Annotated in this window: 28 protein-coding genes and 1 tRNA gene; 18 read left to right on the forward strand and 11 right to left on the reverse strand. The window is 35.6% G+C overall.

What is annotated here, in order from left to right; genetic code table 11:
• On the forward strand, positions 1-182 hold a 182-nt coding region (locus ACIQ2X_RS02230; RefSeq protein ID WP_396177248.1), incomplete at its 5' end, for a hypothetical protein.
• Positions 183-363: 181 nt separating this feature from the next.
• Positions 364-437: transfer RNA gene (locus ACIQ2X_RS02235), tRNA-Pro, on the forward strand.
• A gap of 58 nt (positions 438-495) precedes the next feature.
• Here the strand turns inward: ACIQ2X_RS02235 and ACIQ2X_RS02240 are convergent.
• From ACIQ2X_RS02240 to ACIQ2X_RS02250, 3 genes are all read right to left on the reverse strand, one after another.
• Positions 496-993, reverse strand: coding sequence for a DUF6646 family protein (locus ACIQ2X_RS02240; RefSeq protein ID WP_396177249.1), 498 nt, complete (start codon positions 991-993; stop codon positions 496-498).
• A gap of 107 nt (positions 994-1,100) precedes the next feature.
• Positions 1,101-1,595, reverse strand: a complete 495-nt coding sequence (locus ACIQ2X_RS02245) for a hypothetical protein (RefSeq protein ID WP_396177250.1) — start codon at positions 1,593-1,595, stop codon at positions 1,101-1,103.
• Positions 1,596-1,672: 77 nt separating this feature from the next.
• The gene (locus ACIQ2X_RS02250; RefSeq protein ID WP_396177251.1) at positions 1,673-3,742 is read right to left on the reverse strand and encodes a tetratricopeptide repeat protein; all 2,070 of its coding nucleotides are present in this window, start codon (positions 3,740-3,742) and stop codon (positions 1,673-1,675) included.
• A 435-nt stretch (positions 3,743-4,177) separates the two neighbouring features.
• Here ACIQ2X_RS02250 and ACIQ2X_RS02255 point away from each other — a divergent pair, with 435 nt between their 5' ends.
• The 6 genes from ACIQ2X_RS02255 (at position 4,178) to ACIQ2X_RS02280 (ending at position 9,575) form a co-directional block, all read left to right on the forward strand.
• A complete protein-coding gene (locus tag ACIQ2X_RS02255) occupies positions 4,178-4,942 on the forward strand; it encodes a ParA family protein (RefSeq protein WP_396177252.1) in 765 nt (254 codons plus the stop codon).
• 8 nt (positions 4,943-4,950) lie between these two features.
• Positions 4,951-5,850, forward strand: a complete 900-nt coding sequence (locus tag ACIQ2X_RS02260) for a ParB/RepB/Spo0J family partition protein (protein ID WP_396177253.1) — start codon at positions 4,951-4,953, stop codon at positions 5,848-5,850.
• Positions 5,850-6,410: a DUF5683 domain-containing protein gene (locus tag ACIQ2X_RS02265; protein ID WP_396177254.1), complete on the forward strand. Its 561-nt coding sequence runs from the start codon at positions 5,850-5,852 to the stop codon at positions 6,408-6,410. Before ACIQ2X_RS02260 ends, ACIQ2X_RS02265 begins: the two co-directional genes overlap by 1 nt.
• A gap of 9 nt (positions 6,411-6,419) precedes the next feature.
• On the forward strand, positions 6,420-7,124 hold the full coding sequence (gene dapB / locus ACIQ2X_RS02270; protein WP_396177255.1) for a 4-hydroxy-tetrahydrodipicolinate reductase: 705 nt from the start codon (positions 6,420-6,422) through the stop codon (positions 7,122-7,124).
• 75 nt (positions 7,125-7,199) lie between these two features.
• Positions 7,200-8,900 (forward strand): signal peptidase I, encoded by a 1,701-nt coding sequence (lepB, locus tag ACIQ2X_RS02275; protein WP_396177256.1) that lies wholly within the window; start codon positions 7,200-7,202, stop codon positions 8,898-8,900.
• 66 nt (positions 8,901-8,966) lie between these two features.
• Entirely contained in the window at positions 8,967-9,575 is a 609-nt protein-coding gene (locus ACIQ2X_RS02280) for a WbqC family protein (RefSeq protein ID WP_396177257.1), read from the forward strand.
• On the opposite strand, the gene ACIQ2X_RS02285 is transcribed toward ACIQ2X_RS02280, so the two are convergent.
• The 6 genes from ACIQ2X_RS02285 to ACIQ2X_RS02310 all read right to left on the reverse strand — a co-directional run bounded on the left by ACIQ2X_RS02285 (position 9,576) and on the right by ACIQ2X_RS02310 (position 15,730).
• Positions 9,576-10,631, reverse strand: a complete 1,056-nt coding sequence (locus ACIQ2X_RS02285) for an endonuclease/exonuclease/phosphatase family protein (protein WP_396177275.1) — start codon at positions 10,629-10,631, stop codon at positions 9,576-9,578.
• 16 nt (positions 10,632-10,647) lie between these two features.
• Positions 10,648-11,535, reverse strand: coding sequence for a rhomboid family intramembrane serine protease (locus tag ACIQ2X_RS02290; RefSeq protein ID WP_396177258.1), 888 nt, complete (start codon positions 11,533-11,535; stop codon positions 10,648-10,650).
• 13 nt (positions 11,536-11,548) lie between these two features.
• Positions 11,549-12,307 (reverse strand): rhomboid family intramembrane serine protease, encoded by a 759-nt coding sequence (locus tag ACIQ2X_RS02295; protein WP_396177259.1) that lies wholly within the window; start codon positions 12,305-12,307, stop codon positions 11,549-11,551.
• On the reverse strand, positions 12,304-14,160 hold the full coding sequence (mutL, locus tag ACIQ2X_RS02300) for a DNA mismatch repair endonuclease MutL (protein ID WP_396177260.1): 1,857 nt from the start codon (positions 14,158-14,160) through the stop codon (positions 12,304-12,306). The genes ACIQ2X_RS02295 and mutL overlap by 4 nt, the downstream gene beginning before the upstream one ends.
• Positions 14,161-14,312: 152 nt before the next feature.
• Complete coding sequence (gene ribH, locus ACIQ2X_RS02305; RefSeq protein ID WP_396177261.1) at positions 14,313-14,888, reverse strand: 6,7-dimethyl-8-ribityllumazine synthase; 576 nt, start codon at positions 14,886-14,888, stop codon at positions 14,313-14,315.
• 59 nt (positions 14,889-14,947) lie between these two features.
• On the reverse strand, positions 14,948-15,730 hold the full coding sequence (locus ACIQ2X_RS02310; RefSeq protein WP_396177262.1) for a tol-pal system YbgF family protein: 783 nt from the start codon (positions 15,728-15,730) through the stop codon (positions 14,948-14,950).
• 157 nt (positions 15,731-15,887) lie between these two features.
• Here ACIQ2X_RS02310 and recF point away from each other — a divergent pair, with 157 nt between their 5' ends.
• From recF to murB, 5 genes are all read left to right on the forward strand, one after another.
• Positions 15,888-16,967, forward strand: coding sequence for a DNA replication/repair protein RecF (recF, locus tag ACIQ2X_RS02315; protein ID WP_396177263.1), 1,080 nt, complete (start codon positions 15,888-15,890; stop codon positions 16,965-16,967).
• Positions 16,968-17,010: 43 nt separating this feature from the next.
• Positions 17,011-17,706 carry a thioredoxin domain-containing protein gene (locus ACIQ2X_RS02320; RefSeq protein ID WP_396177264.1) on the forward strand — a complete coding sequence of 232 codons (696 nt, stop codon included), beginning with the start codon at positions 17,011-17,013 and terminating at the stop codon, positions 17,704-17,706.
• A 1-nt stretch (position 17,707) separates the two neighbouring features.
• Complete coding sequence (locus ACIQ2X_RS02325; protein WP_396177265.1) at positions 17,708-18,376, forward strand: DUF2461 domain-containing protein; 669 nt, start codon at positions 17,708-17,710, stop codon at positions 18,374-18,376.
• Between the two features lie 3 nt (positions 18,377-18,379).
• Complete coding sequence (locus tag ACIQ2X_RS02330) at positions 18,380-19,453, forward strand: glycosyltransferase (RefSeq protein ID WP_396177266.1); 1,074 nt, start codon at positions 18,380-18,382, stop codon at positions 19,451-19,453.
• Between the two features lie 67 nt (positions 19,454-19,520).
• Complete coding sequence (gene murB, locus ACIQ2X_RS02335) at positions 19,521-20,534, forward strand: UDP-N-acetylmuramate dehydrogenase (RefSeq protein ID WP_396177267.1); 1,014 nt, start codon at positions 19,521-19,523, stop codon at positions 20,532-20,534.
• 67 nt (positions 20,535-20,601) lie between these two features.
• On the opposite strand, the gene ACIQ2X_RS02340 is transcribed toward murB, so the two are convergent.
• A complete protein-coding gene (locus ACIQ2X_RS02340) occupies positions 20,602-21,078 on the reverse strand; it encodes a hypothetical protein (protein WP_396177268.1) in 477 nt (158 codons plus the stop codon).
• Positions 21,079-21,434: 356 nt separating this feature from the next.
• Here ACIQ2X_RS02340 and ACIQ2X_RS02345 point away from each other — a divergent pair, with 356 nt between their 5' ends.
• The 5 genes from ACIQ2X_RS02345 (at position 21,435) to ACIQ2X_RS02365 (ending at position 25,814) form a co-directional block, all read left to right on the forward strand.
• The gene (locus ACIQ2X_RS02345) at positions 21,435-22,544 is read left to right on the forward strand and encodes a glycosyltransferase (RefSeq protein ID WP_396177269.1); all 1,110 of its coding nucleotides are present in this window, start codon (positions 21,435-21,437) and stop codon (positions 22,542-22,544) included.
• Positions 22,535-23,086, forward strand: a complete 552-nt coding sequence (locus tag ACIQ2X_RS02350; RefSeq protein ID WP_396177270.1) for an RNA polymerase sigma factor — start codon at positions 22,535-22,537, stop codon at positions 23,084-23,086. The genes ACIQ2X_RS02345 and ACIQ2X_RS02350 overlap by 10 nt, the downstream gene beginning before the upstream one ends.
• Before the next feature lie 227 nt (positions 23,087-23,313).
• Positions 23,314-24,159 carry an energy transducer TonB gene (locus tag ACIQ2X_RS02355; protein WP_396177271.1) on the forward strand — a complete coding sequence of 282 codons (846 nt, stop codon included), beginning with the start codon at positions 23,314-23,316 and terminating at the stop codon, positions 24,157-24,159.
• A gap of 140 nt (positions 24,160-24,299) precedes the next feature.
• Entirely contained in the window at positions 24,300-25,538 is a 1,239-nt protein-coding gene (dcm, locus tag ACIQ2X_RS02360) for a DNA (cytosine-5-)-methyltransferase (RefSeq protein WP_396177272.1), read from the forward strand.
• Positions 25,539-25,541: 3 nt separating this feature from the next.
• Positions 25,542-25,814 (forward strand): hypothetical protein, encoded by a 273-nt coding sequence (locus ACIQ2X_RS02365; RefSeq protein WP_396177273.1) that lies wholly within the window; start codon positions 25,542-25,544, stop codon positions 25,812-25,814.
• Here ACIQ2X_RS02365 and ACIQ2X_RS02370 read toward each other — a convergent pair.
• A complete protein-coding gene (locus ACIQ2X_RS02370; RefSeq protein WP_396177274.1) occupies positions 25,790-26,554 on the reverse strand; it encodes an Eco47II family restriction endonuclease in 765 nt (254 codons plus the stop codon). The two genes, ACIQ2X_RS02365 and ACIQ2X_RS02370, sit on opposite strands and share 25 nt — an antisense overlap.
• Positions 26,555-26,706 lie beyond the last annotated feature (152 nt).

Consider the following 26,706-nt stretch of genomic DNA (forward strand, 5'->3'; position numbering starts at 1 on the left):
TTGAAGAACTTAAAAATTATGGCCGTGAAGATATTATGGTTATTGTGGGTGGTGTGATTCCTGCACAAGATTACCAGTTTTTGTTTGATGCAGGTGCGGTTGCCGTTTTTGGACCTGGAACCAAAATCAGCGAAGCGGCGATTCAAATATTAGATGTGTTGATTGATGGGTTTAAGGAGTAGCGCCTCGCCCTCCCGAAGTTTCGAGACCTCCAAAGGAGGAGAGTGTAAATACTCTTAACTGCTGTTTCGAATTTTGTCCGGAATTTTCGGGATTGGAATTAAGCTTTGAAATTTCGGAACTGAGATTTACAAATTAGAATTTGGAATTTAAAATTTTAACTTATATTTGCATCGAAATTTTCGGGATGTAGCGCAGCCAGGTAGCGTACTAGCATGGGGTGTTAGGGGTCGCTGGTTCGAATCCAGTCATCCCGACAAAGCATAAAAAAACCACCAATCGGTGGTTTTTGCATTTTTAGAATGTGTCATTAATTTACAGATTAAAAGAAGCTCCAAAATGTATTGTAAATTGGTTGTTGTAATGCTCAAAACCGTTCACATCCGAATCGTATCGCGCCAAAGGTGCTGAAGCTTCCGTGTACACACCGAATCCATTAGTAAAAAAATACCGAACTCCTAAATGACCTCCAAAATTTCGCGTTCCTAAATGCAATCCTGGGTAAACATCCATTTTTGGACTCAATCCTATTACATCCCCTATGTTGGCATTAAATCGAACTTTCACGTCCGCTCTGTCCTCAAAACGGGCACTAATTCGGCTAATATCTTTTGCTTCAAGCAAGTAAGTGGCTAGAAATCCGAAGGACATATTCTCTCCTATTCCAAAATCAACTGTAGAGGTAATTCCCGTTCCGCCATCTTGTAAGTTCATACCCACTTGAAACTTCGTGTCACCTTTGCCTTGGTATGCTTGTGCATTAGACGTCTGAACAACTGTAATTAATACAAGCGTGAATAACAATTTTTTCATATACTATAAATCATTTTTGGTTCAATTCTCAGGTAACTTTTGTACTCTGTTCTTTTAATAATTACTAATCATAACCGCAGTACAAGATTAATTATTACATCATAGCACTAATCCAATTTTCTTAATTTTTTCTCTGCTTTTTCAAGATCATTACTAAGCTTAAGCGACTTTTTTTGGTGCTTCAGCATTTTTTCACTCCATTTCAACTCTTCTTTTTCGGTAAGTGATCCTCTCTGTTTTCTTTTTTCATATTTTTCTTGGTCGCGTTTCAAATCCTTGTCTTGCTTTTCAATTTTTCTTTTTACTTTAGCAATATCATCCTGTGCATTATTTCGCTTTTCAATTGCTCTTTGAGACTTTTTTAATTCTTTTTCAGCCTTTTTTTGAGCTTTTTCTGCCTTTTTTTGGGCTTTTTCAGCATTTTTAATTGACTTTTCTTGGGCTTTTTGCTCTTTTTCTCTTTCTTTAATTGCCTTATTTTCTGCTTTCTGAATCATTTCAGCATTCTTGGTTACAACTGCTACAGTATCTACGGGTGTTTCTTGAGCAATTGCGATGTGCATCGATAATACCGAACAAAGAGCAAATAAAATTTTTTTCATTTTTTTTCAATTTTTTAGTTAATCAACAAAGATACAAGAATACCAACATTATTTACAAATAGCATTTTCAAATCCTTCTATTTACTTAGATGAAACGGAAGCTCAATAAAAAAAGTCGTTCCCACTCCTACTCTACTTTCAAACCAAATTCTGCCTTTGTTTTGTTCAACCATATCTTTGCACAAAACCAGACCAATGTGGTGGCCTTTTTCACCAGAAGTTCCTTTTGTAATACTGTGTTCCAGTTGAAAAATCTTTTCGTGATCTTCTTCTTCAATGCCAATTCCTTTATCTTGTACCGAAATTAAAATCGAATAGCCTTCGATTTCGCTACCTATTTTAATCGCATCACCTTCATTACAAAACTTGATGCTGTTGGAAATGATGTTGCGTATTACAACATTAATCATATTTCTATCGGCAAAAGCGGTATCTTTTTCACTTATATTATTTTCAATTTGAAGCTTTTTCTCAAGAATTTGGGCGTTTAAAATTTTTAAATTACGAGATACAATTCGATCCAACTGAACTATTTCGGGTTTTACAATCATCCCTTCCAACTGACTTTTAGACCATTCGAGTAAATTGTCTAATAAATCCGCAGTGTTAAATATGTTTTCTTCCAATTTTTTTAACAACACATTCATTTCCTCACGGGTCAAATGCCCATCAAAATAGGTACTGAACAGCATTTTTAAAGTAGCAATCGGACTCCGCAAATCGTGTGACACGATGGAAAAAAACTTATTTTTTACTGAATTAATACGCTCCAATTCTGCATTCTGTCGAATTGTTAGGTTATTTTGTACCCGTAACTCTTCGTTGACATTTTCTAAGGTTTTGTTGATGGTACTAATTTCCTCCGATTGCAATTCCAACATTGCATTTATTTTATTCTTTTGTCTGATTTTCATCAAATATAAAATCAGTAGTAACAAGACCATAACAAATAACGACGAAATGATGTACAATGCTCTTTTGTAGGTTAAGTTTCGCATCGCAATGATCTCGTTACTTTTTTCTAATACTGAATTTTCTTTTTGAATTCTATTGAAGTCAGCAAAAATAAATTCGTTTTTAATCTTTTGAAGATCCAGACTATCGTTCAAAATAATGGCTTGCGACTGGTATTCAAATGCTTGCTTAAAATCGGCCGTTTCTTCTTGAATAGCAACCAAAATATCTAACGCATTCAATGCCAAACCTTTTGATTTAATTTGTTTACCCATTTGATATGCCAATTTTGCAGTATCTTCGGCTTTATTATACTGTTTCAATGCCACAAATACTTTAGATAGAGTAATAAGAGCTGCCAATTCTTGGTATTTATTATTTAAAAATCGGTTTTTTTCAATGGCAATATGGAGCGCTTTTTCGGCTTCATTGTATTTTTTTTGTTTCAAATACAATTGACCCAAACCGTAATTTGCAAGCGCAATGCCATTGAGATCACCGGCTCTTTCACGAATTTCCAAACTTTTCCTATAATAATCGTAGGCTTCCGTGTCTTTATTTAAAGCCCTCGATGCATTTCCCATTATGAAATATCCGTAGGCAATACCCGACTGATCGTTCATTTTTTGAAAACTTTCCAGTACTTGGCGAAAATAAAATTCGGCTATTTTAAATTCATCCATGTCAAAATACAGAGAGCCAAGGTTGATATTGGTTTGGTTAAGTCCGTCTTGAGACTTTACCCTTTGAAAAATTTTCAACGCCCGTTCATAATTTTCAATAGCTGCCTTGGGATTGTCCAGTCGGTCAAAAGTGTATCCAATACCCACATAAGCCCGGGCTTCTTGCTTAGGAGTTTTGTATTTTTTAGCCAGTACCAATCCTTTGGTAAAATAATACATCGAACTGTCGTACTGGGTTTTAATTCCATGGGTCATCGCCATGTCCATATAGGCAATAGGAATAATCGAATCGATGTGGTGTTTCTCGGCAATTTGCCGCATTTGATTGGCATAAAAATATTTCCTGTCCGGATCGACCGAGGTGTATGCTTTAGAAAGTTGGCGTAAAATAGGAATCTTCTTCTTTTCAATTTTCTCCTTTTGTAGGGCGACAGTCAAACTGTCAATATTATTATTTTGCGCCAGCAAAGGAGATTTTACACCAAAAAGTAGTGCAAAAAAAAGTACCATTTTTAAAAAAAGTGAAGGAAAATTGTGCATAATATGGGGCTTGAAAAAACTGTAGGTTAGTTTATAAAAATAAAACAATAATTTAAGTAATTAACATTTTTGTTTTTCTTTCAAAAGTATTCAATTATTTTATAAATACTTAAACCATACCTATTTTTTAATGTATCAATCATAGAGATTAAACTTGTTATAATTCACTTAAAAACAAGAATTTCGGTAAAATTTTTCCCAATTTTACCTTAGTATTAAATTGACGACTGAAAGCGATGCTTAAAACCATAACAAACAAATAAGTGTTTGATGGTTTACATTTTATACAATTGAAATCAAAACTTTCGCTAAAGATACGCCAATGTTATCGGATTTTTGTTGATAAATAGATTTTCAAAACCCATAAATAATTGTATTTTTACGCTTCAAAATTCTATAGAATAAATGGGTAAAATAATAGCGATTGCCAATCAAAAAGGCGGTGTTGGAAAAACAACAACATCAGTCAATTTAGCAGCGTCTTTGGGTGTTTTAGAAAAAAAGGTACTACTAATTGATGCTGATCCTCAAGCAAATGCGAGTTCCGGATTGGGAATCGATATAGAAACCATTGCTATTGGAACGTATCAAATTATCGAACACAGTCATACACCAAATGAAGCTGTAATTAAATGTTCGGCACCTAATGTAGACATCATTCCTGCCCATATTGACCTAGTTGCCATCGAAATCGAATTGGTAGACAAAGAAAACAGGGAATACATGCTTAAAGAAGCATTGGCGTCCATCAAAGACGAATACGACTTCATCATTATCGACTGTGCTCCTTCGTTGGGGTTATTGACTCTGAATGCGTTAACCGCCGCAGATTCAGTAGTAATTCCGATCCAATGCGAGTATTTTGCATTGGAAGGTTTAGGAAAATTATTGAATACAATCAAAAGCGTACAGAAAATTCATAATCCTGATTTAGACATCGAAGGATTACTATTAACAATGTTTGACTCGCGTTTACGACTTTCAAACCAAGTCGTAGAAGAAGTTCAAAAACACTTTAACGATATGGTTTTTGATACTATAATCCAGCGAAATGTAAAACTGAGTGAAGCACCAAGTTTTGGCGAAAGCATTATAAACTTTGATGCCACAAGCAAAGGTGCAGCCAACTACTTGAGTTTGGCAAACGAAATTATCAAGAAAAACTCTTAGTTCATTTTATGACAAAAGCGATAAAAAAACAAGCATTAGGACGAGGATTGTCTGCGTTATTGAAAGATCCTGAAAACGATATCAAATCTGTCGAAGATAAAAATGCCGATAAGGTAGTTGGAAATATTATTGAACTCGAGCTTGATGCTATAGAAATCAATCCTTTTCAGCCGAGAAGCAATTTCAATGAAGAGTCACTTAGAGAATTAGCCACTTCTATCAAAGAACTAGGTGTTATTCAACCAATTACCGTTCGAAAAATGGAGTTCAACAAATTCCAGTTGATCTCGGGAGAACGCCGTTTAAGAGCTTCAAAACTAGCAGGTTTACAAGTTATTCCTGCTTATATTCGTATAGCAAACGACAACGAATCATTGGTTATGGCATTGGTTGAAAATATCCAACGCCACGATTTAGATCCGATAGAAATTGCCCTTTCCTACCAAAGATTGATTGACGAAATCCAACTGACGCAAGAGCAAATGAGTGATCGTGTGGGTAAAAAACGTTCTACCATAACCAATTATCTTCGATTGCTAAAACTAGATCCTATTATTCAAACGGGCATTCGCGACGGTTTTATTTCTATGGGACACGGTCGGGCGATTATCAGCATTGAAGATTTAGATGTTCAAACCGATATTTATCAGAAAATTCTAAGCGATAATTTATCTGTTCGTGAAACTGAAACATTGGTTAAAAATCACCAAGAAAGTTTAAAGCCAAAACCCGTTTCCAAAGCCAAAACGACAAGTTTCGAAATTGACGATACGGAGAAAAAAGCGATTACCACTTATTTCGGAGCTAAAGTTGATGTAAAAGTCGCAGGCAACGGAAAAGGAAAAATCACCATACCGTTTCATTCCGAAGAAGATTTTAAACGCATTCTTAAATTAATTCAAAATTAGTGAAAGCGTTACTATTTATATTTCTCTCTTTTCTCTCTGCTGAATTTTCGGTGGTTTATTCGCAGACTCAAACGAATGACTTGCAACTTGCAGCAGATACCATTATAAAAAAACCAATTAATCCATTGGCACCCGCCCGAGCGGCTTTTTATTCTGCCATCGTACCGGGATTGGGTCAAGCTTACAATAAAAGATACTGGAAAATTCCCATTGTTTATGGCGCAATAGGAACGGGAGTTTACTTTTATACAAATAATAACCAAGAATACCATCGTTTTCGGAATGCTTATAAACAGCGTTTGAAAGGTTTGGACGATGAATTTAAAGGACAATATAACGATGCCACTTTGATTACAGCACAACGAACGTTTCAACGAAACCGAGACTTATCGCTGATTGTTACGGTGGGATTGTACGTATTGAATATCGTTGACGCTAATGTTGATGCACATCTCAAACAATTTAATGTAAGCGATGATTTGACGTTTCGCCCTGAAATTATTCCGAATTCCATCAATCAACAACAAAATGTAGGTTTGACCATGACTTATCGTTTTTAAAATTTTACAATGAAAATAGCACTTTTGGGTTACGGAAGAATGGGACAAGTGATCGAACGTATTGCAAGGGAACGCGGACATCAAATTGTTTTAAAAAAATCAAGAAACAACTCTTTCGAAGGCCTCGAAAACGCAGATGTAGCCATTGATTTTAGCATTCCAGAAGCTGCTGTTGGCAACATCTCTGCTTGTATTGAACAAGGAATTCCTGTAATTTCTGGAACAACGGGTTGGTTAGAGCATTATTCGAGCATGACACAACTTTGCGAACAAAAAAACGGTGCTTTTATATACAGCTCCAATTTTAGTTTGGGTGTAAATATTTTTTTCGAAATAAATGCTTATTTGGCTAAAATCATGTCGCAGTTTACCCAATATTCAATTACGATTGAAGAAATTCACCACACACAAAAGTTAGATGCTCCAAGTGGCACAGCAATTACACTGGCTGATGCTATAATTCATAATTCTGAGTATTCCAGTTGGGCTTTGGATAAAACTCAGGCTTTGGATGAATTAATAATTACTGCCAAACGAATTCCGGACGTTCCCGGAACGCATACAGTTGCCTATAAATCAGATATTGACACTATCGAAATTAAGCACGAAGCCCACAACCGTGAAGGTTTTGCCTTGGGAGCTGTTGTAGCTGCCGAATGGATTATCGGCAAAAAAGGAATCTTTAGTATGAAAGACGTTTTGAATTTCAAATAATTTAGCAACCCAATCAACGGAAGGTTTGTAACAAAAAGCAACAATAACCTACCTATTGATTCAAAAACAACTATTATGACACTCATTCAATGGTTCATCTTTTTCTTAGCTGTACAAGTAATTCACTATTTGGCAACTTGGAAATTATATCAAAAAGCAGGACGAAAATCTTGGGAAGCTGCAGTTCCTGTTTATAATGCGATTATTCTGATGAAAATAATCAATCGACCAACTTGGTGGACTATTTTATTATTTGTTCCAGTCATTAATTTAATTATGATTCCCGTTGTTTGGGTAGAAACCATTCGCAGTTTTGGAAAAAACACGACTACCGATACCATTTTGGTTTTGGTTACTTTGGGTTTTTATATCTTTTACATCAATTATACCCAAGACGTAGCCTATATTCCCAACCGAAGTCTGCATTCTACAACTCAAGCAGGCGATACGGTGAGTTCATTGCTTTTTGCAATTGTAGTTGCTACAATCGTACATACTTATGTAATGCAACCGTTTACAATACCCACTTCTTCTTTAGAAAAATCATTATTAGTTGGCGATTTTTTGTTTGTGAGTAAATTTCACTACGGAGCCCGAACACCCATGACAACTGTTGCCGCTCCTATGGTACACGATACTTTACCGCTTGTAAATGTAAAATCGTATAGCAAATGGCCTCAACTCCCTTATTTTAGAATTCCAGGATTGCAGTCGATTGAAAGAAACGACATTGTAGTGTTCAACTGGCCTGTAGATACAGTTTACAAATTTTTTGACCGTTCCGGCCGAAAAGCCGTTGACAAACCCATAGACAAAAAATCAAATTATGTTAAAAGATGTGTTGGTATACCTGGTGATAATTTGTCCATCAAAGACGGAGCCATCTACATTAACAACGAATTATTAATTTTGCCAGAACGAGCAAAAACACAATTTCATTATACCGTTGTTTTGAAAGAGCCCGCTTATGGAGCTATTTTAGAAGAAAACAAATTTAATGAATATTTGCCTTATTACACTATTTCCGCTTCTATTTGGGACAAACCAGAAGTACGCGCTTATTTGACAAATGGAAAAAATACCGCACAATTATCAGAAGTAACCCGCGACAGCACGATGGTGGTTGTTCAAGGAATTATTAATCAAGACGATTACACCAAGCTGGGGATGAATTATTCGCAAACAGCAGGTGAAATCAATATGACAGAAAAAGTCAAAAACAAAATTGCAGCTGATCCAAGAGTTTTATCAGTTACGAAAGTTGTTCACCCGAAAGACAAAAGTGTGTTTCCACAAAACAGTGCTTGGTCTATTGATAATTTTGGCCCTATTACCATTCCTGAACAAGGCAAATCGGTATCTTTAACTGCTGAAAACCTACCTTTGTATAAAAGAGTTATTGAAGAATACGAAAACAACGAATTGAAAATCAACGGAAATCAAATTCTAATTAACGGAACACCTACAACTTCGTATACGTTCAAACAAAACTATTACTGGATGATGGGAGACAACCGTCATCGATCTGAAGATTCCCGTTATTGGGGTTTTGTGCCTGCCGATCACATCGTAGGTAAACCCGTACTTATTTGGATGAGTTTGGATCAAAGTGTGCCTTGGAGTAAAGCTATTGATAAAATACGTTGGGAACGCTTGTTTACAACCGTTGGTGGTGATGGACAACCGTATTCGTACTTTAAATTTTTCTTGATAGCCTTGGCAGCTTATTTCGGAATTTCGTTTTATATGAAGAAAAAGAAACAAAAAACGGCATAACTTTTTAAAATAAATGACCAACACAAAACAAATATACATTTGTTTTGTGTTTTCTTTTCTAGCCTTATGGAAGCAATTTTACATCCCTCCTATTTTCCTTCGATTAGTCATTTTGTAGTGATGGCTCAGTCGGATAAAATTGTTTTTGAAATGGAAGATAATTTCCAAAAACAAACCAATCGAAATCGGATGTATATTTACAGTCCCAATGGCATCCAACTGCTCAATATACCCATTAAACACTCCAAAGAAAACCGCCAAATGACTAAAGACATTCGGTTGGAAACAGCTTTTGATTGGCAAAAACAGCATTTTAAATCATTAGAAGCCGCCTATCGAAATTCGCCTTTCTTCGAGTTTTTTGAAGACGACATTATGCCTGTTTTCGAAAAAAAACATACTTTTTTAATGGATTTGAATTTGCAAACCATCGAAATTGTATCCAAATGTTTGAGGTTGAAATTGGAACCGACCTTTTCTACCGAATATTTTCGAAACCCCGTTCTGACTGATTTTCGAACTTTGGTAGATGGCAAAAAAGATTCGTATGAGTTTGAATCTTATCCACAAGTTTTTGAAGAAAAATTTGGCTACCTGAACAACTTGAGTATTTTAGATCTATTATTCAACGAAGGCCGACATGCTTTGTCTTATTTAAAGCAACAGCAGTTGTAATTACTCCTTTCCTGCTGGACTCAAAACGGTAAGTATCGGAAAGTGATCGGAATCTACAATTTCAGGAAAGTTATTGAAATGCTCCACTTTAAACTTTTTGTCTACAAATATATAGTCAATTCGGGCAGGATAATACTTAAAGTCGTAACTTTTTCCAAATCCACGTCCCGCTTCCTCAAAACTGTCTTGCAAATTACCTCGAATAATGCGGTACACATATGAAAAAGCACTGTTGTTCATATCTCCACAAATGATAATAGGATAGTTGCATTTGTTGCGGTGTTTCATTAAAATTTCAGCTTGTTGCTGCTGTAGTTTAAACGCTGTACTCAATCTTTTAAACATACGTTCAGATCTTTTTTTGTCAATTCCTTCAATGTTGTCGTTCAGTTTATTCACTTCCGGAGTAATACTTATGGATTGTAAATGCATATTATAGACTCTTACCGTATCTTTTTCTCGCTTTAAATCGGCAAAAATAACATTGTTATTCGAGTTCGGAAACACAATTTCTCCTGAATTGATGATTTTGAAATTCGAGAAAATAGCTTGACCTGTTTTGATTTTATTTCCCTTAAATAATACAAATTGATGTTTAAAATGCGAATAATCAAATTCGGCTGCATTGGAAAATTCTTGAATACAAAGTATGTCGGGTTGCTTGAGTTTTACAAAATCCGATATTTCAATCGGCACCGTTTTTTTTTCCGACCATTCAAATTTATTGAACAACCGTACATTGTAACTCATCACCTTGATGTCGTCCACCGCCTCTTTATATTGCGGACTGGAAAATTTATAAAACTTATTGATAAAGGGAATCCCGAGTAAAAGTACAATTCCAGAAAGTAGAATATGACGTTTGAACTGTATGCCCCAAAAAATAAAATAAAGCATGTTGATGATGAGCATCATAGGTAAAAAAAGCGTCAGTACGGAAAGTAAAGGAAATGTTTTTGGTGCCAAAAAAGGCAAAGCGTAGCCCATAATCGTCAATACGGTAAGTACTATATTGAAGAAAAACATCAACTTATTAAACCACGAAAGATTTCGCATCATCTTACTTTGTATATTATTTTCCCGCGCGAAGCAAAAAATCTTTCTCTTCCTTACTCAAACTGTCGTAACCAGAAACTCCTATTTTATCTAAGATTTCATCTATTTGCTGTTGCGTTTTGTCCTTTTTTACAATCCTACTTGATGACGAGGAAGGAGATGCAGGATTATAATTACGATACACTTTTTTAAATGGAGTTTTGTTTTGTTTTGAACGCGATTTGTTTACAAAAAAACCAATTATTTTTGAAACTCCATCCGTCAAATCCGTCCCTTTTTTCAGTAAAACTATGAAAAGATAGCCAAATAATGCCCCACCTAAATGTGCTAAATGTCCTCCTGTATTGGATGTTGGCAATTGAATTAAATCCAACACAATAAAAACAGCGGCAATGTGCCACAACTTTATTATTCCTAAAAACATTAATCTAATTTCCATATACGGATTGTAAGCAACCGTTGCAAATAAAATAGCCATAATTGAACCTGAAGCACCCACCAAAGTCGCACTCGAATTTTCTAAAGCAGGAAAAACCAAATAGCTTACAATATAAATGATTCCCGCGAAAATACCTCCCAAGATGTAAAGCCCTAACAATTGTTTTTGATTAAAATAGGTCGTAAATAACCGCGTAGAAAAATGCAAAACAACCATGTTAAACAACAAATGAAAAATACCCGAATGAAAAACCGCATACGTAACAATAGACCAAGGTTTCCAAGCCAACGCAGTCGGCATCGAATCCAAGCTTACATAAGGTAGATAATTTATGCCTTCGATAAACAAACCCAATATAGCAAAAACTACTTCGGGTACGACAAAAAGCCCGACATTCCAAAAAATAAGTTGTTGGGCAATTCCTCCGGTGCGGTATTGTAATTTTAAATCGTCAATTATACTCATAACGTGGTATTATTTAATTCCAACGGTTTTTGTTAAACTGCGTTTTTTTCCAATAATACATCATCAGAAATCCCGTTAATGCACCACCTAAATGGGCAAAATGGGCAATTCCCGATCCTCCGCTAAAAATCGCATCTCCTTTGAATCCTAAAACCAAATCGATCAACAAAATTCCAGGAACAAAATACTTGGCTTTAATGGGAATGGGTATAAACATCAAACCCAATTGTGCATTGGGAAACATATAGGCAAAAGCCACTAACAATCCGTAAATGGCTCCAGAAGCTCCAACGGCGGGAATGATATATGCAGTTGCCGTTTTAATTGCTTTCGAATTTCCTAGAACTTCTTGCCATCCTGAATTGATTTTTCCTTCGTTCAAAGTAGCTAAAATATCTGCTTTTTCAAATCCAGCTTGCAACAAAATGTCCAGACCTGAATGAAACTCATAATAATTCACACCTAAATGCAACAAAGCCGCACCTAACCCACATGAAATATAAAAAAACAAAAATTTATTGGGTCCCCAAAACGTTTCCAACGCGCTTCCGAAAGAATACAACGCAAACATATTGAACAAAAGATGGGTGAGATTGGGCATTTGAGCATGCATAAACATATGGGTCAACGGTTGCCAAATCTGAAATTTATTGTTTTCGAAAAAATAAAGTGAAAATAAATCGTACACTTGATCGCCCAAAACTTGGGAACCAATATAAAATATAACATTGATGATCAGCAATTGCTTGACCATTGGAGTGATGTTCATCATAAGGCAAATTTTTTGTCCAAATCTTCTACTTTAATCGTTATAAAAGTTGGTTTTTGAAATGGAGAAACATTCGGATCTTTACAGGCAAAAAGCCCGTTGACCAAATTTTCTTGTTCTTTTTCGGTTAAATAACTGCCGGTTTTCACGGCTAAACTTTTGGCCATTGATTTGGCAATGCGGTCGTTTTGGCTGAAACTATTTTCGGAAATACCATCTTGTAAATCACTCAACAACTGCTCTAACAAAATTGAAACTTCACTTTCGGATACATTTACAGGAATCCCTGATATTTGTAAAAACGAATCGTTGGCTTCTTCAAATACAAAACCAGTATTAACCAAAGCTTCCTTGAGTTCATCTATCAAATGCATTTCGCTAGACGAAAAAAACAAACGTAACGGAAAAAGCAACTGCTGACTCGACGCTTGATGAATGGTCATGTTTCTCAAAAATTGTTCATACAAAACCCGTTGATGTGCCCGTTGTTGATCGACAATTACCATTCCAGATTTAATGGGATTGACAATGTATTTTTTATGAATTTGGTAGGTTTTATTCACCACTTTTTGGACGTCCATGTCTTCGAATAATGACGAGCTAACCGTTTCACTTTCCATTTCCATTTCTGGGCTTTCGCCAAAATCATCCACGGCAGTTTCCAAACCAACGTACAAACTTTCCCAACTTGCAACCGATTTGGTTGGCGTTCTATAATTTGAAAAAGTGGTAGTCTCTTTCGGTGGATTCGAAAAGGGATTGTAATTTCCATCTACTTGAATGGTAGGAAAAGAACTTTCCTTGTCCTTATATTCGTAAGGCGTGTCCAAATTGGAATCCCTGTCAAAATCCAAAACTGGAGCCACATTAAATTGTCCTAAACTGTGTTTGATTGCCGATCGCAAAATGGCATACAAAGCGTGCTCGTCGTCAAATTTAATTTCCGTTTTTGTCGGATGAATATTGATATCGATGGAATGTGGTGGCACGTCGAGGTACAAAAAATAACTCGGCTGGCTGCCGTCTTTGAGCAATCCATCGTAAGCGGCGATTAAAGCGTGATGCAAATAACCACTTTTAATGTAGCGGTTATTGACAAAGAAAAACTGTTCGCCACGACTTTTCTTGGCAAATTCAGGTTTGCTTACAAAACCCTGAATCGACACAATTTCGGTGCTTTCTTGCACAGGAACCAACTTCTCATTGGTTTTACCCGAAAAAATATTGACGATTCTTTGCCTACTATTACTTGGTGGCAAATTAAACAACTCGCTCCCGTTGTGGTAAAAAGTAAAATAAATATTGGGGTGTGCCAATGCCACGCGTTGAAACTCATCGACGATATGGCGGTGTTCGACGATATCGGATTTTAAAAAATTACGACGAGCGGGAATATTAAAAAATAAATTTTTGATGGCAAATGAAGTTCCTTTTGGCAATACCGAAAGTTCTTGCGAAATGAGTTTGCTGCCTTCAATAATAATGTGATGCCCCAATTCTTCTTGGTTCTGCTTGGTTTTCATTTCCACGTGGGCAATTGCAGCTATGGATGCCAAAGCTTCACCTCGAAAACCTTTGGTATGCAATGAAAATAAATCTTCCGCCTGACGAATCTTGGAAGTTGCATGCCGCTCGAAACACAATCGTGCATCGGTAACGCTCATTCCAACGCCGTTATCAATGACTTGCACCAGCGATTTTCCGGCATCTTTGATGATTAGCTTAATGTCGGTAGCCTTTGCATCGACGGCGTTTTCCAACAATTCTTTTACCACTGAAGCCGGCCTTTGTACCACTTCTCCAGCGGCAATCTGGTTAGCAACGTGATCGGGAAGTAATTGGATAACACTGGACATAAATAAGGAATCTTTGGGTTAGAATTTTTGCGCAAAGCGCTACAAATTTAACGATTTTATATCGGTTTGTTCACTTTCTGAAATCATAAATAAATTAAAAAAACCTGCAACAATGCAGTTACAGGCTTAGGTTATTCAAATAAAAAAAACATTTATAATTTCTCGATTTCCTTGACACTTTCTTCCAATAAAAACTGATGCTCTTCAATCATTTTACTATTGTGAAATTGATAACTAAAGCTGGATTGATAACGTAAAAAAGCCATTTTTATAGCTGCAATAGCTGCTTCGGTTCCTTTATTTCCGTGAATGCCACCACTTCTGTCAATGGATTGTTGTTCGTTATTATCGGTCAGCACACAAAAAATCACAGGAACATCTGAAAGTACATTTAAATCCTTAATTCCCTGCGTAACGCCTTCACAAACAAAATCAAAATGTTGCGTTTCGCCTTTAATTACGCTTCCAATTACAATAACCACATCGGGTTTTTGTGTTTCAATCATTTTTTTTGCCCCGTACACCAATTCAAAACTGCCGGGAACATTCCAGCGGATGATTTTTTCTTGCAAAGCACCACAATCTAAAAGCGCAGTTATGGCACCCGAAAAAAGTCCTTCGGTAATGTGGTGGTTCCACTCAGAAACAAGAATCCCAAACCGAAAATCTTTCGCGCTTGGGATTTTATTCTTGTCGTAATTTGATAAATCTTTATTAGCTGTAGCCATTTTAATCGTTTTAAATTTCAGTCTAAAAGTACTTAGAAAATCTGAAATTTAAAAAAAAATTATTGTGCTAATCCAATCAAAGCGTCAATGCCTTGACCTTCAACCGAAGATTCATATTTTTCTTTTATTGCAGTAAAATGCTTTAATGCTTCTTCTTTATTTCCTAATGCTAACGCTGTTTTACCAGCTTTAAGCGTAAAACGTGGAGTATTAAAGTTGTTGGCATCAACTGCAAGTGCTTTTTGGTAAAAATCCAACGCTTCTTTCATTTGGTTCTTTTGAGAATAAGCATCCCCAATACCTCCAAGAGCCATAGCTTTAAACATTACTTCATCAGAGCTAAATTTCTCTAAATAAGAAATTGCTTGATCATATTTACCAGTATTCAAGTATGCCAATCCCGCATATAAGTTTGCCAAATTTCCAGCATCAGTACCCGAAAAATCTTCAGCAATTTTCACAAAACCCAATTTACCTTCGGCACCGTTTAACGCCAAATTGTATAAAGAATCTGCTTCTGGAGCGTTAGTTGCTGCTTCAAAATTCTTTTGTGCGACATACATTTCTTTGGTTGCATCAATCTCATTTGGTTCTACTACAAATTTTGCATAAAGCATGTAAGAAATTGCTGCAAAAGCCAAAACGCCTACAATACCCAAAATTATTTTTTGATTTTTAGCAACAAAATCTTCAGCACGGGAAGCCGACTCATCCAAAGTGTTGAATACTTCAGCAGTTGTACTGTCTGTTGTATCTACCGGTACATCGTCAATAAATTCATTGTCAATTTTATCGTCCTTTGGTTTAGGAGCTTTGTATCCTCTTTTATTATACGTTGCCATTCATCTTTAATTTAGTGAGGTGCAAAAATAAAATTTTTATTGATATTTGAAAGGAGTTTGCATTGATATTTTTTAATATTTTCGAAGCAGGTAAAAAATACCAGTGTTTTTTTGTTACTTTACGCCAAATTTCTTCCAAAAAAGCTGGCTTTTCACAATGCATCTAAAAAAATTATCGCTCTTTAATTATAAGAATTTTTCGGAAATTGATTTCGATTTTGACGCAAAAATCAACTGTTTTGTAGGTAAAAATGGGATTGGAAAAACCAATGTACTCGACGCCATTTACCATATTGCCTATGGAAAAAGTTATTTTAATCCGCTTGCTGTACAAAATATCCGACACGGAGAGGAATTTTTTGTCGTCGATGCCGAATTTTCCAAACAAGATCGAACCGAACAAATAGTATGTAGCCTCAAAAAAGGACAAAAAAAAATTTTGAAACGCAACGGAAAAGTGTATGAAAAATTTTCAGACCACATTGGATTTATACCACTTGTAATTATTTCGCCAGCCGACCAAGATTTGATTATCGAAGGCAGCGAAACCCGCCGCAAATTTATTGACTCTGTCATTTCCCAACTTGATGCTGCCTATTTGCAACAATTAATTCAGTACCAAAAAATCATCAGCCAGCGAAATGCATTGCTGAAGTACTTTGCCTTAAATCATGTTTTCGAATCCGACACGTTAAGTATTTATAACGAACAACTGCATCATTTAGGACAAATCATTTTTGAAAAAAGAAAATCGTTTATCGAAGCGTTCCTACCGATTTTCAATAAACACCATCAAGCCATAACAGGTGCTGCAGAACAAGTGCGGTTGGTATACGAGAGTAGTTTGCATACATCCGATTTATTGCAACTTTTACAAGACAATATTAGTAAAGACCGGGCATTGCAATACACCAGTGTTGGCGTCCACAAAGATGACTTGTTGTTTGAAATTGACGCATATCCCATAAAAAGGTTCGGTTCACAAGGCCAACAAAAATCATTTTTGATTGCATTGAAATTGGCCCAATTTGAATTTGTAAAAAAAGAAAGTGGCGAAAATCCCATTTTGCTTTTTGACGATATTTTTGATAAGTTAGACGAAAGTCGCGTTGAAAAAATCATAAAAATGATTGACAATGAGCAGTTTGGACAATTATTTATATCCGACACCCACCCCGAACGTACTGAAAACATCATTAAATCGACCCAACAGAGTTATCGAATTTTTAACTTATAACTAAACAGAAAACATTATTTTTACTACTTCAAATTTTAAAATTATGCGATATTTCAAATTTATAATTGCCCTTTTCAGTTTCAGTTTGTTTTCCTGTCATGGACAAACCGCGGGAAAACCAGAAAAATTAGATGCCAAAGCTTTTAGCGAAAAAATCAAAAGCGGTGAAGCCATCCAACTTCTAGATGTCCGAACGCCTGAAGAATTTAACGAGCAGCATATTGACGGTGCTACAAATATCAATTGGAACGGTTCCGGTTTTGAACAAAAAGTAGCGCAATTTGACAAAACAAAGCCGATGTATGTGTATTGTTTGAGTGGTGGAAGAAGCCGTCAAGCATCTATTAAACTTTCCGAAATGGGGTATCAAAACGTGTATGAATTGGATGGTGGAATTATGAAATGGAACGCAGCGGGAATGGCAAAAGCAAGTACAAAAACCGTTGGAATGACTCTAAACGATTACAATAAATTATTGATTTCCGACAAGAAAGTATTGATTGATTTTTATGCTGAGTGGTGTGCTCCATGCAAAAAAATGGCGCCTTACTTAGCAAAAATGTCAACCGAACTAGCCGACAAAGTAACGATTATAAAAATCGATGCCGATAAAAACAAAACTTTATTGGAAGAATTGAAAATTTCCGGTTTGCCCACTTTATTACTTTATGAAAACAATAAACTTCTTTGGAAAAACGAAGGATTTATAAGTGAAGAAGAATTGACTAAAAAATTATAAGATGCTAACAAAAGAAGCGTTGCAATTTATCGAAGATTTGACGGCAAACAATAACCGAGAATGGTTTTTGGACAACAAAAAAAGGTATGAAAAATTCAAGACTGATTATCAAAATCTAGTTGCTGAATTTCTGTCGGCTATGAAACCATTAGATCCATCGTTAGAAATTTTAGAAGTAAAAAATTGCATGTTCCGAATCAACCGTGATATTCGATTTTCAAAAGACAAAACACCGTATAAAAATCATTTGGGCATTTGGATGTCAACAGGAGTAAAAGGTACCAATCGAGCAGGTTACTACATTCATATTGGCAAAAACGAAAGTTTTATTGCAGCAGGTTGTTATGTTCCAGAGGCTGAGGATTTAAAAAAAATCCGGAAAGAGATTGCGTTTTTCTACGAAGATTTAGAAGAAATAGTCGCCGAAAAATCTTTTCAAAAAATCTTTAAAAATTTGGACCAAAATAACGCTTTAAAAAATGCACCAAAAAACTATGAAAAAGACCACCCTGCAATTGATTTTTTAAAATTAAAAAGCTTTACTGCTACTGATAAATTTGACTTCAACGAAGCCACAAATACCGATTTTGTTCAAAAAACGGCAGCCAAATTGATTGTTCTGAAACCTTTGAACGATTTCTTGAATCGCGCTTTGAACACGGAAAACTAAACCATGCAAAAGCGAAAAATCCTTTTTTTAGGCGAAACCTATCGTGCTGATGCCCTAACTTGGATGAATGGTCTAAAGGAGTTTGGCGGTTTTGAAATCACCACTTGGGAGCTGCAATCGTCCAGTAATACTAAAATGCAACGTGTTTTTAGATTTATCGAATTTTACACCGCACTGTTCAAAATTCGCAAACTAATCAAACGCGAAAAACCCGATATGGTTATCGCAGAACGAACGACTAGTTATGGTTTTTTAGCCGCAATTTCGAACATACATCCCGTTGCCATTGCCCAACAAGGCAAAACTGATTTGTGGCCGGAAAATTCGATTTCGCTTCCGCTAAAAAAATTCCTACAAAATTATGCGTTTCAACACGCCGACTTGATTCACGCTTGGGGTCCGATTATGGCTTCGCACATGCAACGCGTCAACGTGGATATGAAAAAAGTATTGGTTTTACCCAAAGGAATTGACTTAGAGAAATTTCAGTTTAAATCTCTTTCTCAAAATAATCAAAAAATCACAGCTGTTGTAACGCGATCGCTTTTACCCGAATACCGCCACGAAGTTATTTTACAGGCTTTTGCCAAAATCAAACAGAAAAACATTGACTTTTCGTTACTGATTGTCGGCAACGGTACTCAAAAATCCCGTTTGGAAACTTTAGCCTCGACTTTAGACATTTCCAATAAAGTCACGTTCTTGGGTAGAATTGATAATACCGCCTTACCTTCCATTTTACAAAAATCCGCTTTTTACATCAGTATGCCCACAACTGAAGGCGTTTCGGCTTCGCTATTTGAAGCAATGGCGTGTGGTTGTTATCCGATTGTAACCGATATTGAAGGAAATCAAAGTTGGATCCAACACCGAAAAAACGGACAATTGATTCCTGTGGACGATGCCGATTTTTTGGCAAAAGAAGTGCTTTGGGCTTTCGACAACCCGAATCACAGAACAAAAGCTGTAATACAAAACCGAAAATTTGTAGAAGAAAAAGCCAATTACAGCATCAATATGAAAGTTATTGCCAATCGGTACCACGAACTAATTACCGAGTTTGAGCAGAAAAAATAATTAGGCTTTTCGATTATAAGCAGTTTTATTATTTTAAATTTGAGCCAAAATTAGCTCTTTAATTGTTATGGATATTCTTGAAAATTTTTCTTTAAAAAAATACAATACGTTTGGCATTGAAGCAAAAGCAGCTGCATTTGTAGCCGTTCACTCAGTGGACGAATTGCGTCAAATTTTACAGGAAAATCCAACTAAAAATAAGTTTATTTTAGGCGGAGGGAGTAATATGTTATTGACACAAGACATCAATGCATTGGTAATTCACGTGGATTTAAAAGGAAAAAAAATCGTCAAAGAAGATGAAAATCACGTTTGGGTCGAAAGTCAAGCCGGTGAAAACTGGCACGAGTTTGTGTTGTGGACTATTCATCAGGATTTTGGCGGGTTGGAAAATATGTCGCTCATACCAGGAAATGTGGGAACCACTCCCGTTCAAAATATTGGCGCTTATGGAACCGAAATCAAAGACACTTTTGAGTCGTGCGAAGCGATGGAAATTGCCACACAAAAAATGCGAACTTTCAGCTACTCCGACTGTAATTTTGGGTACCGCGAAAGCATTTTCAAGCAAGAAGCCAAAGACCAATACATTATTACGTCGGTTATTTTTAAATTGACGAAAAAAAATCACGCCATAAACACCTCCTACGGTGATATTTTGACAGAATTGGCAAAGCAAAACATTTCTGAACCCACTTTAAAAGACGTAAGTAACGCCGTAATTGCCATCCGAAGAAGTAAACTTCCCGATCCGAAAGAATTGGGCAATAGCGGTAGTTTTTTTAAAAATCCTATTGTATTGAAATCCGATTTTGAACCCATTCACGCCAAATTTCCTGAGATGAAATTTTACGAGGTTTCAGAAACTGAGGTTAAAGTTCCTGCAGGTTGGCTCATTGAGCAAGCCGGTTTTAAAGGAAAACGCTTTGGCGATGCTGGAATTCATAAAAATCAAGCGCTCGTTTTAGTCAATTACGGCAACGCCACTGGTCAAGAAATTTTAACCGTTTCTAAAGACATTCAACAAACGGTTTTTGAAAAATTTGGAATTTGGATTGAAGCAGAAGTGAATGTGATTTAGCGAAAATCTAAATAAAAAAAACGGCATATGAAGAATTCACTAGCCGTCTTTTAATGTAAATTAAAAATTAAAGTTTCTCGATAGTTGATCTGTAACTTTCATATATGTCGCTATTAACTGTAAGCAATTCATATAAGCAGTATATTTCGTCTGCATTGTCTTTTTCTACAAAATTACCGTCTGGTAATAAGCCTGAACAACCATCACTTTCTCCACCTAATCTTCTTTTAGGACAATTTTCCCCTATCATAACAGTATCAGACGCAACTAAAGAAGTTTGCCCCTGCCAAGTTAAATATACTCTCACTTGAACAGTATGACAGCCATTACTTGATGAAATATAATCGCTTTGTGTTGACCATACAAAATTTGAAGCAGGTCCACCTTTAGCAAATTGTCCTGTCCCATACACCATTGGATCATAGATTGCTCTAAGCCTATCTACATCATTTGTAACTTTATTGTTATCCTGTCCAGATACTTGATTATCGCAGGAGGAAAACAAGGCAATAATCGAAACGAAAACTAAAAAATATTTTTTCATATTGTTATTGGTTATCTTAAACCTTTAATGTGATAAATTCACTTAATGTAGGCAGTCTAGGGTTTAAGATGTTAAAATTTAATCCGCCTTGCGTTCCAAAAATCTAATTATTGCTAATTTTCGCATTTCTCTGAATAAAATCAATTGTATCTTCAAACGATTCGTCTATTTGGCATATAATTTAAAAATTCACACGTCTTTATTATAATTTCTTATAACAATTCGAAGTTAAAAATTAATTTTCAATTTACAAACAATAGCTTATCAAAAATTAATAAAATAATGTCTCCACAAACCACTCATTTACTTAAAACTTTTACCTAATTTTGCACCCGATTTTAACAAGCGAAACCTACATGATACTTGCCGTACTTTTTTGGATTTTTGTAGCCATTGTTGCCCTTCAATTTGCGTATTACATCGTGATTTTTGGTAAATTTTCATTTGTAAAGGCAAAGAAAAACAACCTTAAAAAAATTCCGATTTCGGTTATTGTTTGTGCCAAAAACGAAGCAGAAAACGTAACGAAATACGTTCCCTTGTTGGCACAGCAAAACTATCCTGATTTTGAAATCATCTTGATTGACGATGCTTCCAGCGATGCGACCTTAGACATTTTCGAAGCTTTTGAAAAAGAATATTCCAATGTGCGACTCGTTAAAGTAGCCAATAACGAAGCCTTTTGGGGCAACAAAAAATTTGCCTTAACTCTAGGAATTAAAGCTGCTACAAAAGAATATTTACTCTTTACCGACGCCGACTGCTACCCCACTTCGACCAATTGGATTGCGGAAATGAGTTCGCATTTTACCTTACAAAAAACCATCGTTTTGGGTTACGGAGCTTACGAAAAAATACCCAATTCATTTCTCAACAAAATCATCCGTTTTGAAACACTTTTAACAGCGGTTCAATATTTTTCATGGGCCCGAATCGGACAACCTTATATGGGAATTGGCCGAAATATGGCCTACAAAAAAGAAGAATTTTTTAATGTAAACGGTTTTATCGACCATATGAAAATCCGCTCTGGCGACGATGATTTGTTCATCAATCAAGCAGCAAATCGCAAAAACACTACGGTTTGTTACACGCCCGAAAGCTTCACATATTCTGAACCCAAAAAGACCTTTACAGATTGGTTCACCCAAAAAAGACGACACGTTTCTACCTCAAGTTATTACAAACCATTCGATAAAATGCAGTTGGGATTGTTTTTTCTGACGCAAATACTCAGTATACTTCTTCCAATTGTATTGCTAAGTTTTCAATTTCAATGGATTGCGGTAGCGAGTTTAGTAGCTTTTCGATATGTAGTAGCCTGGATTTCACTGGGATTTGGTGCTGCAAAATTAAATGAAAAAGACGTGCTGATTTGGTTTCCCGTTCTCGAAATTGTCCTTATCTTCACACAACTAAATATCTTCATAACCAATCTTTTTTCGAAACCCGTACGTTGGAAATAAAAACCAGAATAGAGCAAGCAAAAAACGGCGACCAAATTGCCTTTACCTTCTTGTTGGACCAATATTGGAATGAGGTTTACGGTTTCATGCTCAAACGTACTGAAAATGAAACCGACGCCGAGGACATCAGCATCGAAACTTTTGCCAAAGCATTCGATAAAATCAATACATATAATCCTGAATTTCAATTCAATACTTGGCTAATTGCTATTGCAAAAAATGTTCACATCGACTTACTACGCAAAAAAAAATCCTCACTTTTGGTTGAAATTACCGACGAGGAAGATTACCAAGCATACAATGTACCCGATTCCTCTCCATCGGCCGAAGACGAATTAATTACCGAACAAAATTTGTCGCAATTACTGCGGTTCATCAAAGAGTTAAAACCACCTTATCAAGAAGTAATACAGCTCCGTTACTTTCAAGAAATGAGTTATCAAGAAATTTCTGATAAAATTCAAGAACCCTTGAGTAATGTCAAAATTAAATTACTCCGTGCCAAAAAATTACTGGCAGAAATCATCAAAAACCGACGTTAAAAATTATTTGGAGCGGGTGGTTTGGTTCCAGAATTAATCCATTTTCCCGCCATCCTTCCGCATCTCCTGATGAAAAATCAGGAGGACGCTCCCTCCTGTCGCGGCTATTTCAGCATTTGTATTTTTTTTTAAGAATTTTTACAATAAAACAGACAAGATTAACGTTAAAACTCTAAACAATCCATTTGTCATGAAACACATCTACTTTAACCCTAATTTTTTACATTATGGCAAATCAAAGTATTTACAGCGAACGTTGGATTGATCTCGTTTTTGAAAACCGCAACAAAGAATATGGTGCGTATCAACTGCGTCAAGAAAATCCAAAAACCACCCTTAAAGCACTCGGAATCGGAATGCTTTTATTGATTTCTTTGGTCTCAATTCCGGTATTTATGCAAAAATTTGGAACACCAACCTCCGAAATAGTTTGTGAACTGCCCTTTGTTACACCAATCGAAATGACGTCTGTAGTTTTTCCACCCGAAAAAAAACCAGAACAGCAAACCGCAGCGCCTTTAACACAAAAGAAAAACGACCTACCCAAGCCAGAGGTGGATCGCTCCAATTTAGTGAATCCCACCATTACCGAAGCCCACAACGCAAAAACTGAAATTGCAACCAACAAACAAGCCCAAGAAACCTATGTGGAACCAATTGATGGTGCGTTAACTGGAACACAAAACACTGGCGTTTTAGGTGGAAATGGAACCGACGTTAACAACAATGCTAATCCATCAAACGGCACGGATTCCGGCCCTGTAATTACCGCAGTTTTAGACAAACAACCGGAATTTCCAGGCGGTCTAAACAAATTTTATAGCTATGTGGCAAAAAACTTCAATACTCCCGACACCGAAATTGCAAATACTATAAAAGTGTACGTATCCTTTGTTATTGAAAAAGACGGCAGTATGACCGATATTCGAGTCCCTAGAAACCCCGGTTTTGGCCTAGACAAAGAAGCCATTCGAGTACTGAAAAGTTTAAAAACCAAATGGTCGCCGGGTATTTTAAATGGAGAGCCAGTACGAACAGCCTACAATTTACCGATTGTAGTCGAACAGAAATAGAGTACCCAAATTCAACTTGAAACCGCAAAAATTCATTTTCTTGCGGTTTTATTTGTTCAAAAATTGCTGTTTATTAGTTTTGATTATAAGAATAATTCATATAATTTTGTAACCAATGTATAAGGTTAAATAGTTTGGTTATGAATGAATATATGACACTTGCTCAAACTTCTGAATATTTAGGCAAAAGTAAAGAAACACTTCGTCGTTGGGATAATGAAGGAAAATTACTTGCTGTTCGAGAACCAATTAGTAATTACAGAGTTTATAGAAAATCTGATGTAGATAATTTGTTTGCAGATTTTTTTGACGACAATGTTCAAGAAACCATTTCAAATCATGTCGAGCCTCACAATGAATATACAGTTTTAGAACTTTTTGCTGGAGCAGGCGGTTTAGCTATTGGAATGGAAAAAGCCGGTTTAAAATGTGTGGCTTTAAATGAGATTGACAAATGGGCCTGTAACACATTAAGAAAAAACAGACCCAATTGGAATGTTTTGGAAGGTGATATAAAATTATTTGATTTTTCTGAATATGAAAACAAAGTTGATATTGTAACGGGTGGATTTCCTTGTCAAGCTTTTAGTTATGCTGGAAAAAAACTGGGATTATCAGATGCTAGAGGAACTTTGTTTTACGAGTTTGCTAGAGTTGTAAAAGAAGTAAATCCTCCTATTTGTATCGGTGAAAATGTTCGTGGTTTATTAAGTCATGAAAACGGTAAAACGCTTGAAGGAATGATCTCTATTTTAGATGAAATTGGATATAATGTCGTTCCTGTTCAAGTTTTGAAAGCAATTAATTATAATGTTCCACAAAAAAGAGAGCGATTAATTTTGGTTGGAATTAGAAAAGACATCGATTTGAAATATGAATATCCAAAACCTTACAAGAAAATTTACAATTTAAAAGACGCACTCAAAAAAGGCGACTTATTTGATTGTGATGTGCCAAAATCCGAAGGTTCAAAATATCCAAAAAGCAAAATTGACGTTCTGGATTTGGTTCCCCAAAAAGGGTATTGGCGCGATTTACCTTTAGAAATTCAAAAAGAATTTATGGGCGGAAGCTTCCATCTTGGTGGAGGAAAAACGGGAATTGCAAGACGAATAGGTTGGGACGAGCCTTGTTTAACATTAACGTGCAGTCCAGCACAAAAGCAAACTGAAAGATGTCATCCAGAAGAAACGCGACCTTTTACAGTTAGAGAATACGCAAGAATTCAAACTTTTCCAGATGACTGGCATTTTGAAGGCTCTGTTGCACAACAATATAAGCAAATTGGGAATGCCGTTCCTGTTAATCTAGGAAAAGAAGTAGGTTATTCAATTATTAAGTTTTTAAATAGCTACTACAATTTATTAAAATCTAAATAAAAAATGGAAGGAGTAATTGAAATTGGTAAATTAAAAAGAATTCAAGCGACACTAAACAAATATATTGCTAAAAAATTTTCGAATTCTGATTTTCGATTTGATTGGGATTCAAACATAAACTTTATTAAAAAAGGAAAAGGTCAATTATATCCGGTAATTATTAAATCCGATTTCTGTATAGAAGAATCAAAAAATCTATTTAACGAGAGATTGCTTCTTGAAAATAAATTAAAATCATTCTTTTTAAAAGATTATAATTTGTCAAAGCCTAAATAGTAACTGTAATTTTCAAAAGTGATTTGATCTAAAATTGTTCTCTTGGAAGTTTCAGTCTGAATTTTGATTTCATCAATTGCAGAATTTTCCTTTATAAATTCACTTTTTTTAACTGAATTGAGATAATCTTTTACTGCAACTGGGAGTTTTTTATATAGCTGAAAAAGCGCATCATCTTTTCCAGAAAGTAATGCATAAAATTGGTCGCCTGAAATTTTGTAAACTCGGCTGTGACTATATTCCTTTCCGTTAATTTCGCCTTTCCAAAGTTCACAAAAACTACCTTTTGCTAAAATTTGAACCCAATAACATTTTGATTTTTTGTAAGTGTCAGCATATCTTGATAATTTTTGAAAAAGGGCCTCAGCAGAACTGCTGTTCATTGTGTTGTGTTTGTTTTTAATGTCAGCAAACAAAGTATCATCCTTAGCTTTAATATCAAATCCACTCAGATTTCCAACTTCAAAACCTGCCATTCCTCCCAAAATTTGTTCGTGAAATGCGCCAATGGAATTGTTTATAGATTTATCAATTTGGCGTAAAATTTCTGATTGAATTAAACTTTCTTCATCAATGTCGTTGAATTTTGCATCTAAAGTTAGCTTGATGGTGTCCACCTTATTCGTATAAAAATTCTTTTTTGTGATGTTGTTTTTGGCTTTTAGATAAGCCTTATGAAGATTTGCTACGCAGTCTAAAAAATGTTCATCTGAAATAAAATCTACATACTTATTTTTCATAATGGTTTTCATTGATTTATCGATGCTAAAAATAGTGTAAGTTCAAGTTATAAGTGCAACAGATAAATTAAAAACACTTGGAGTTTTCCTCCAAGTGTTTAAGGTCAAAAGCCTAAATTTGTCTTTCATGAAAAAATATAAACAATTAACCG

Source organism: Flavobacterium sp. (genome assembly GCF_044368625.1).
In the GTDB taxonomy this organism is placed as follows: Bacteria; Bacteroidota; Bacteroidia; order Flavobacteriales; family Flavobacteriaceae; genus Flavobacterium.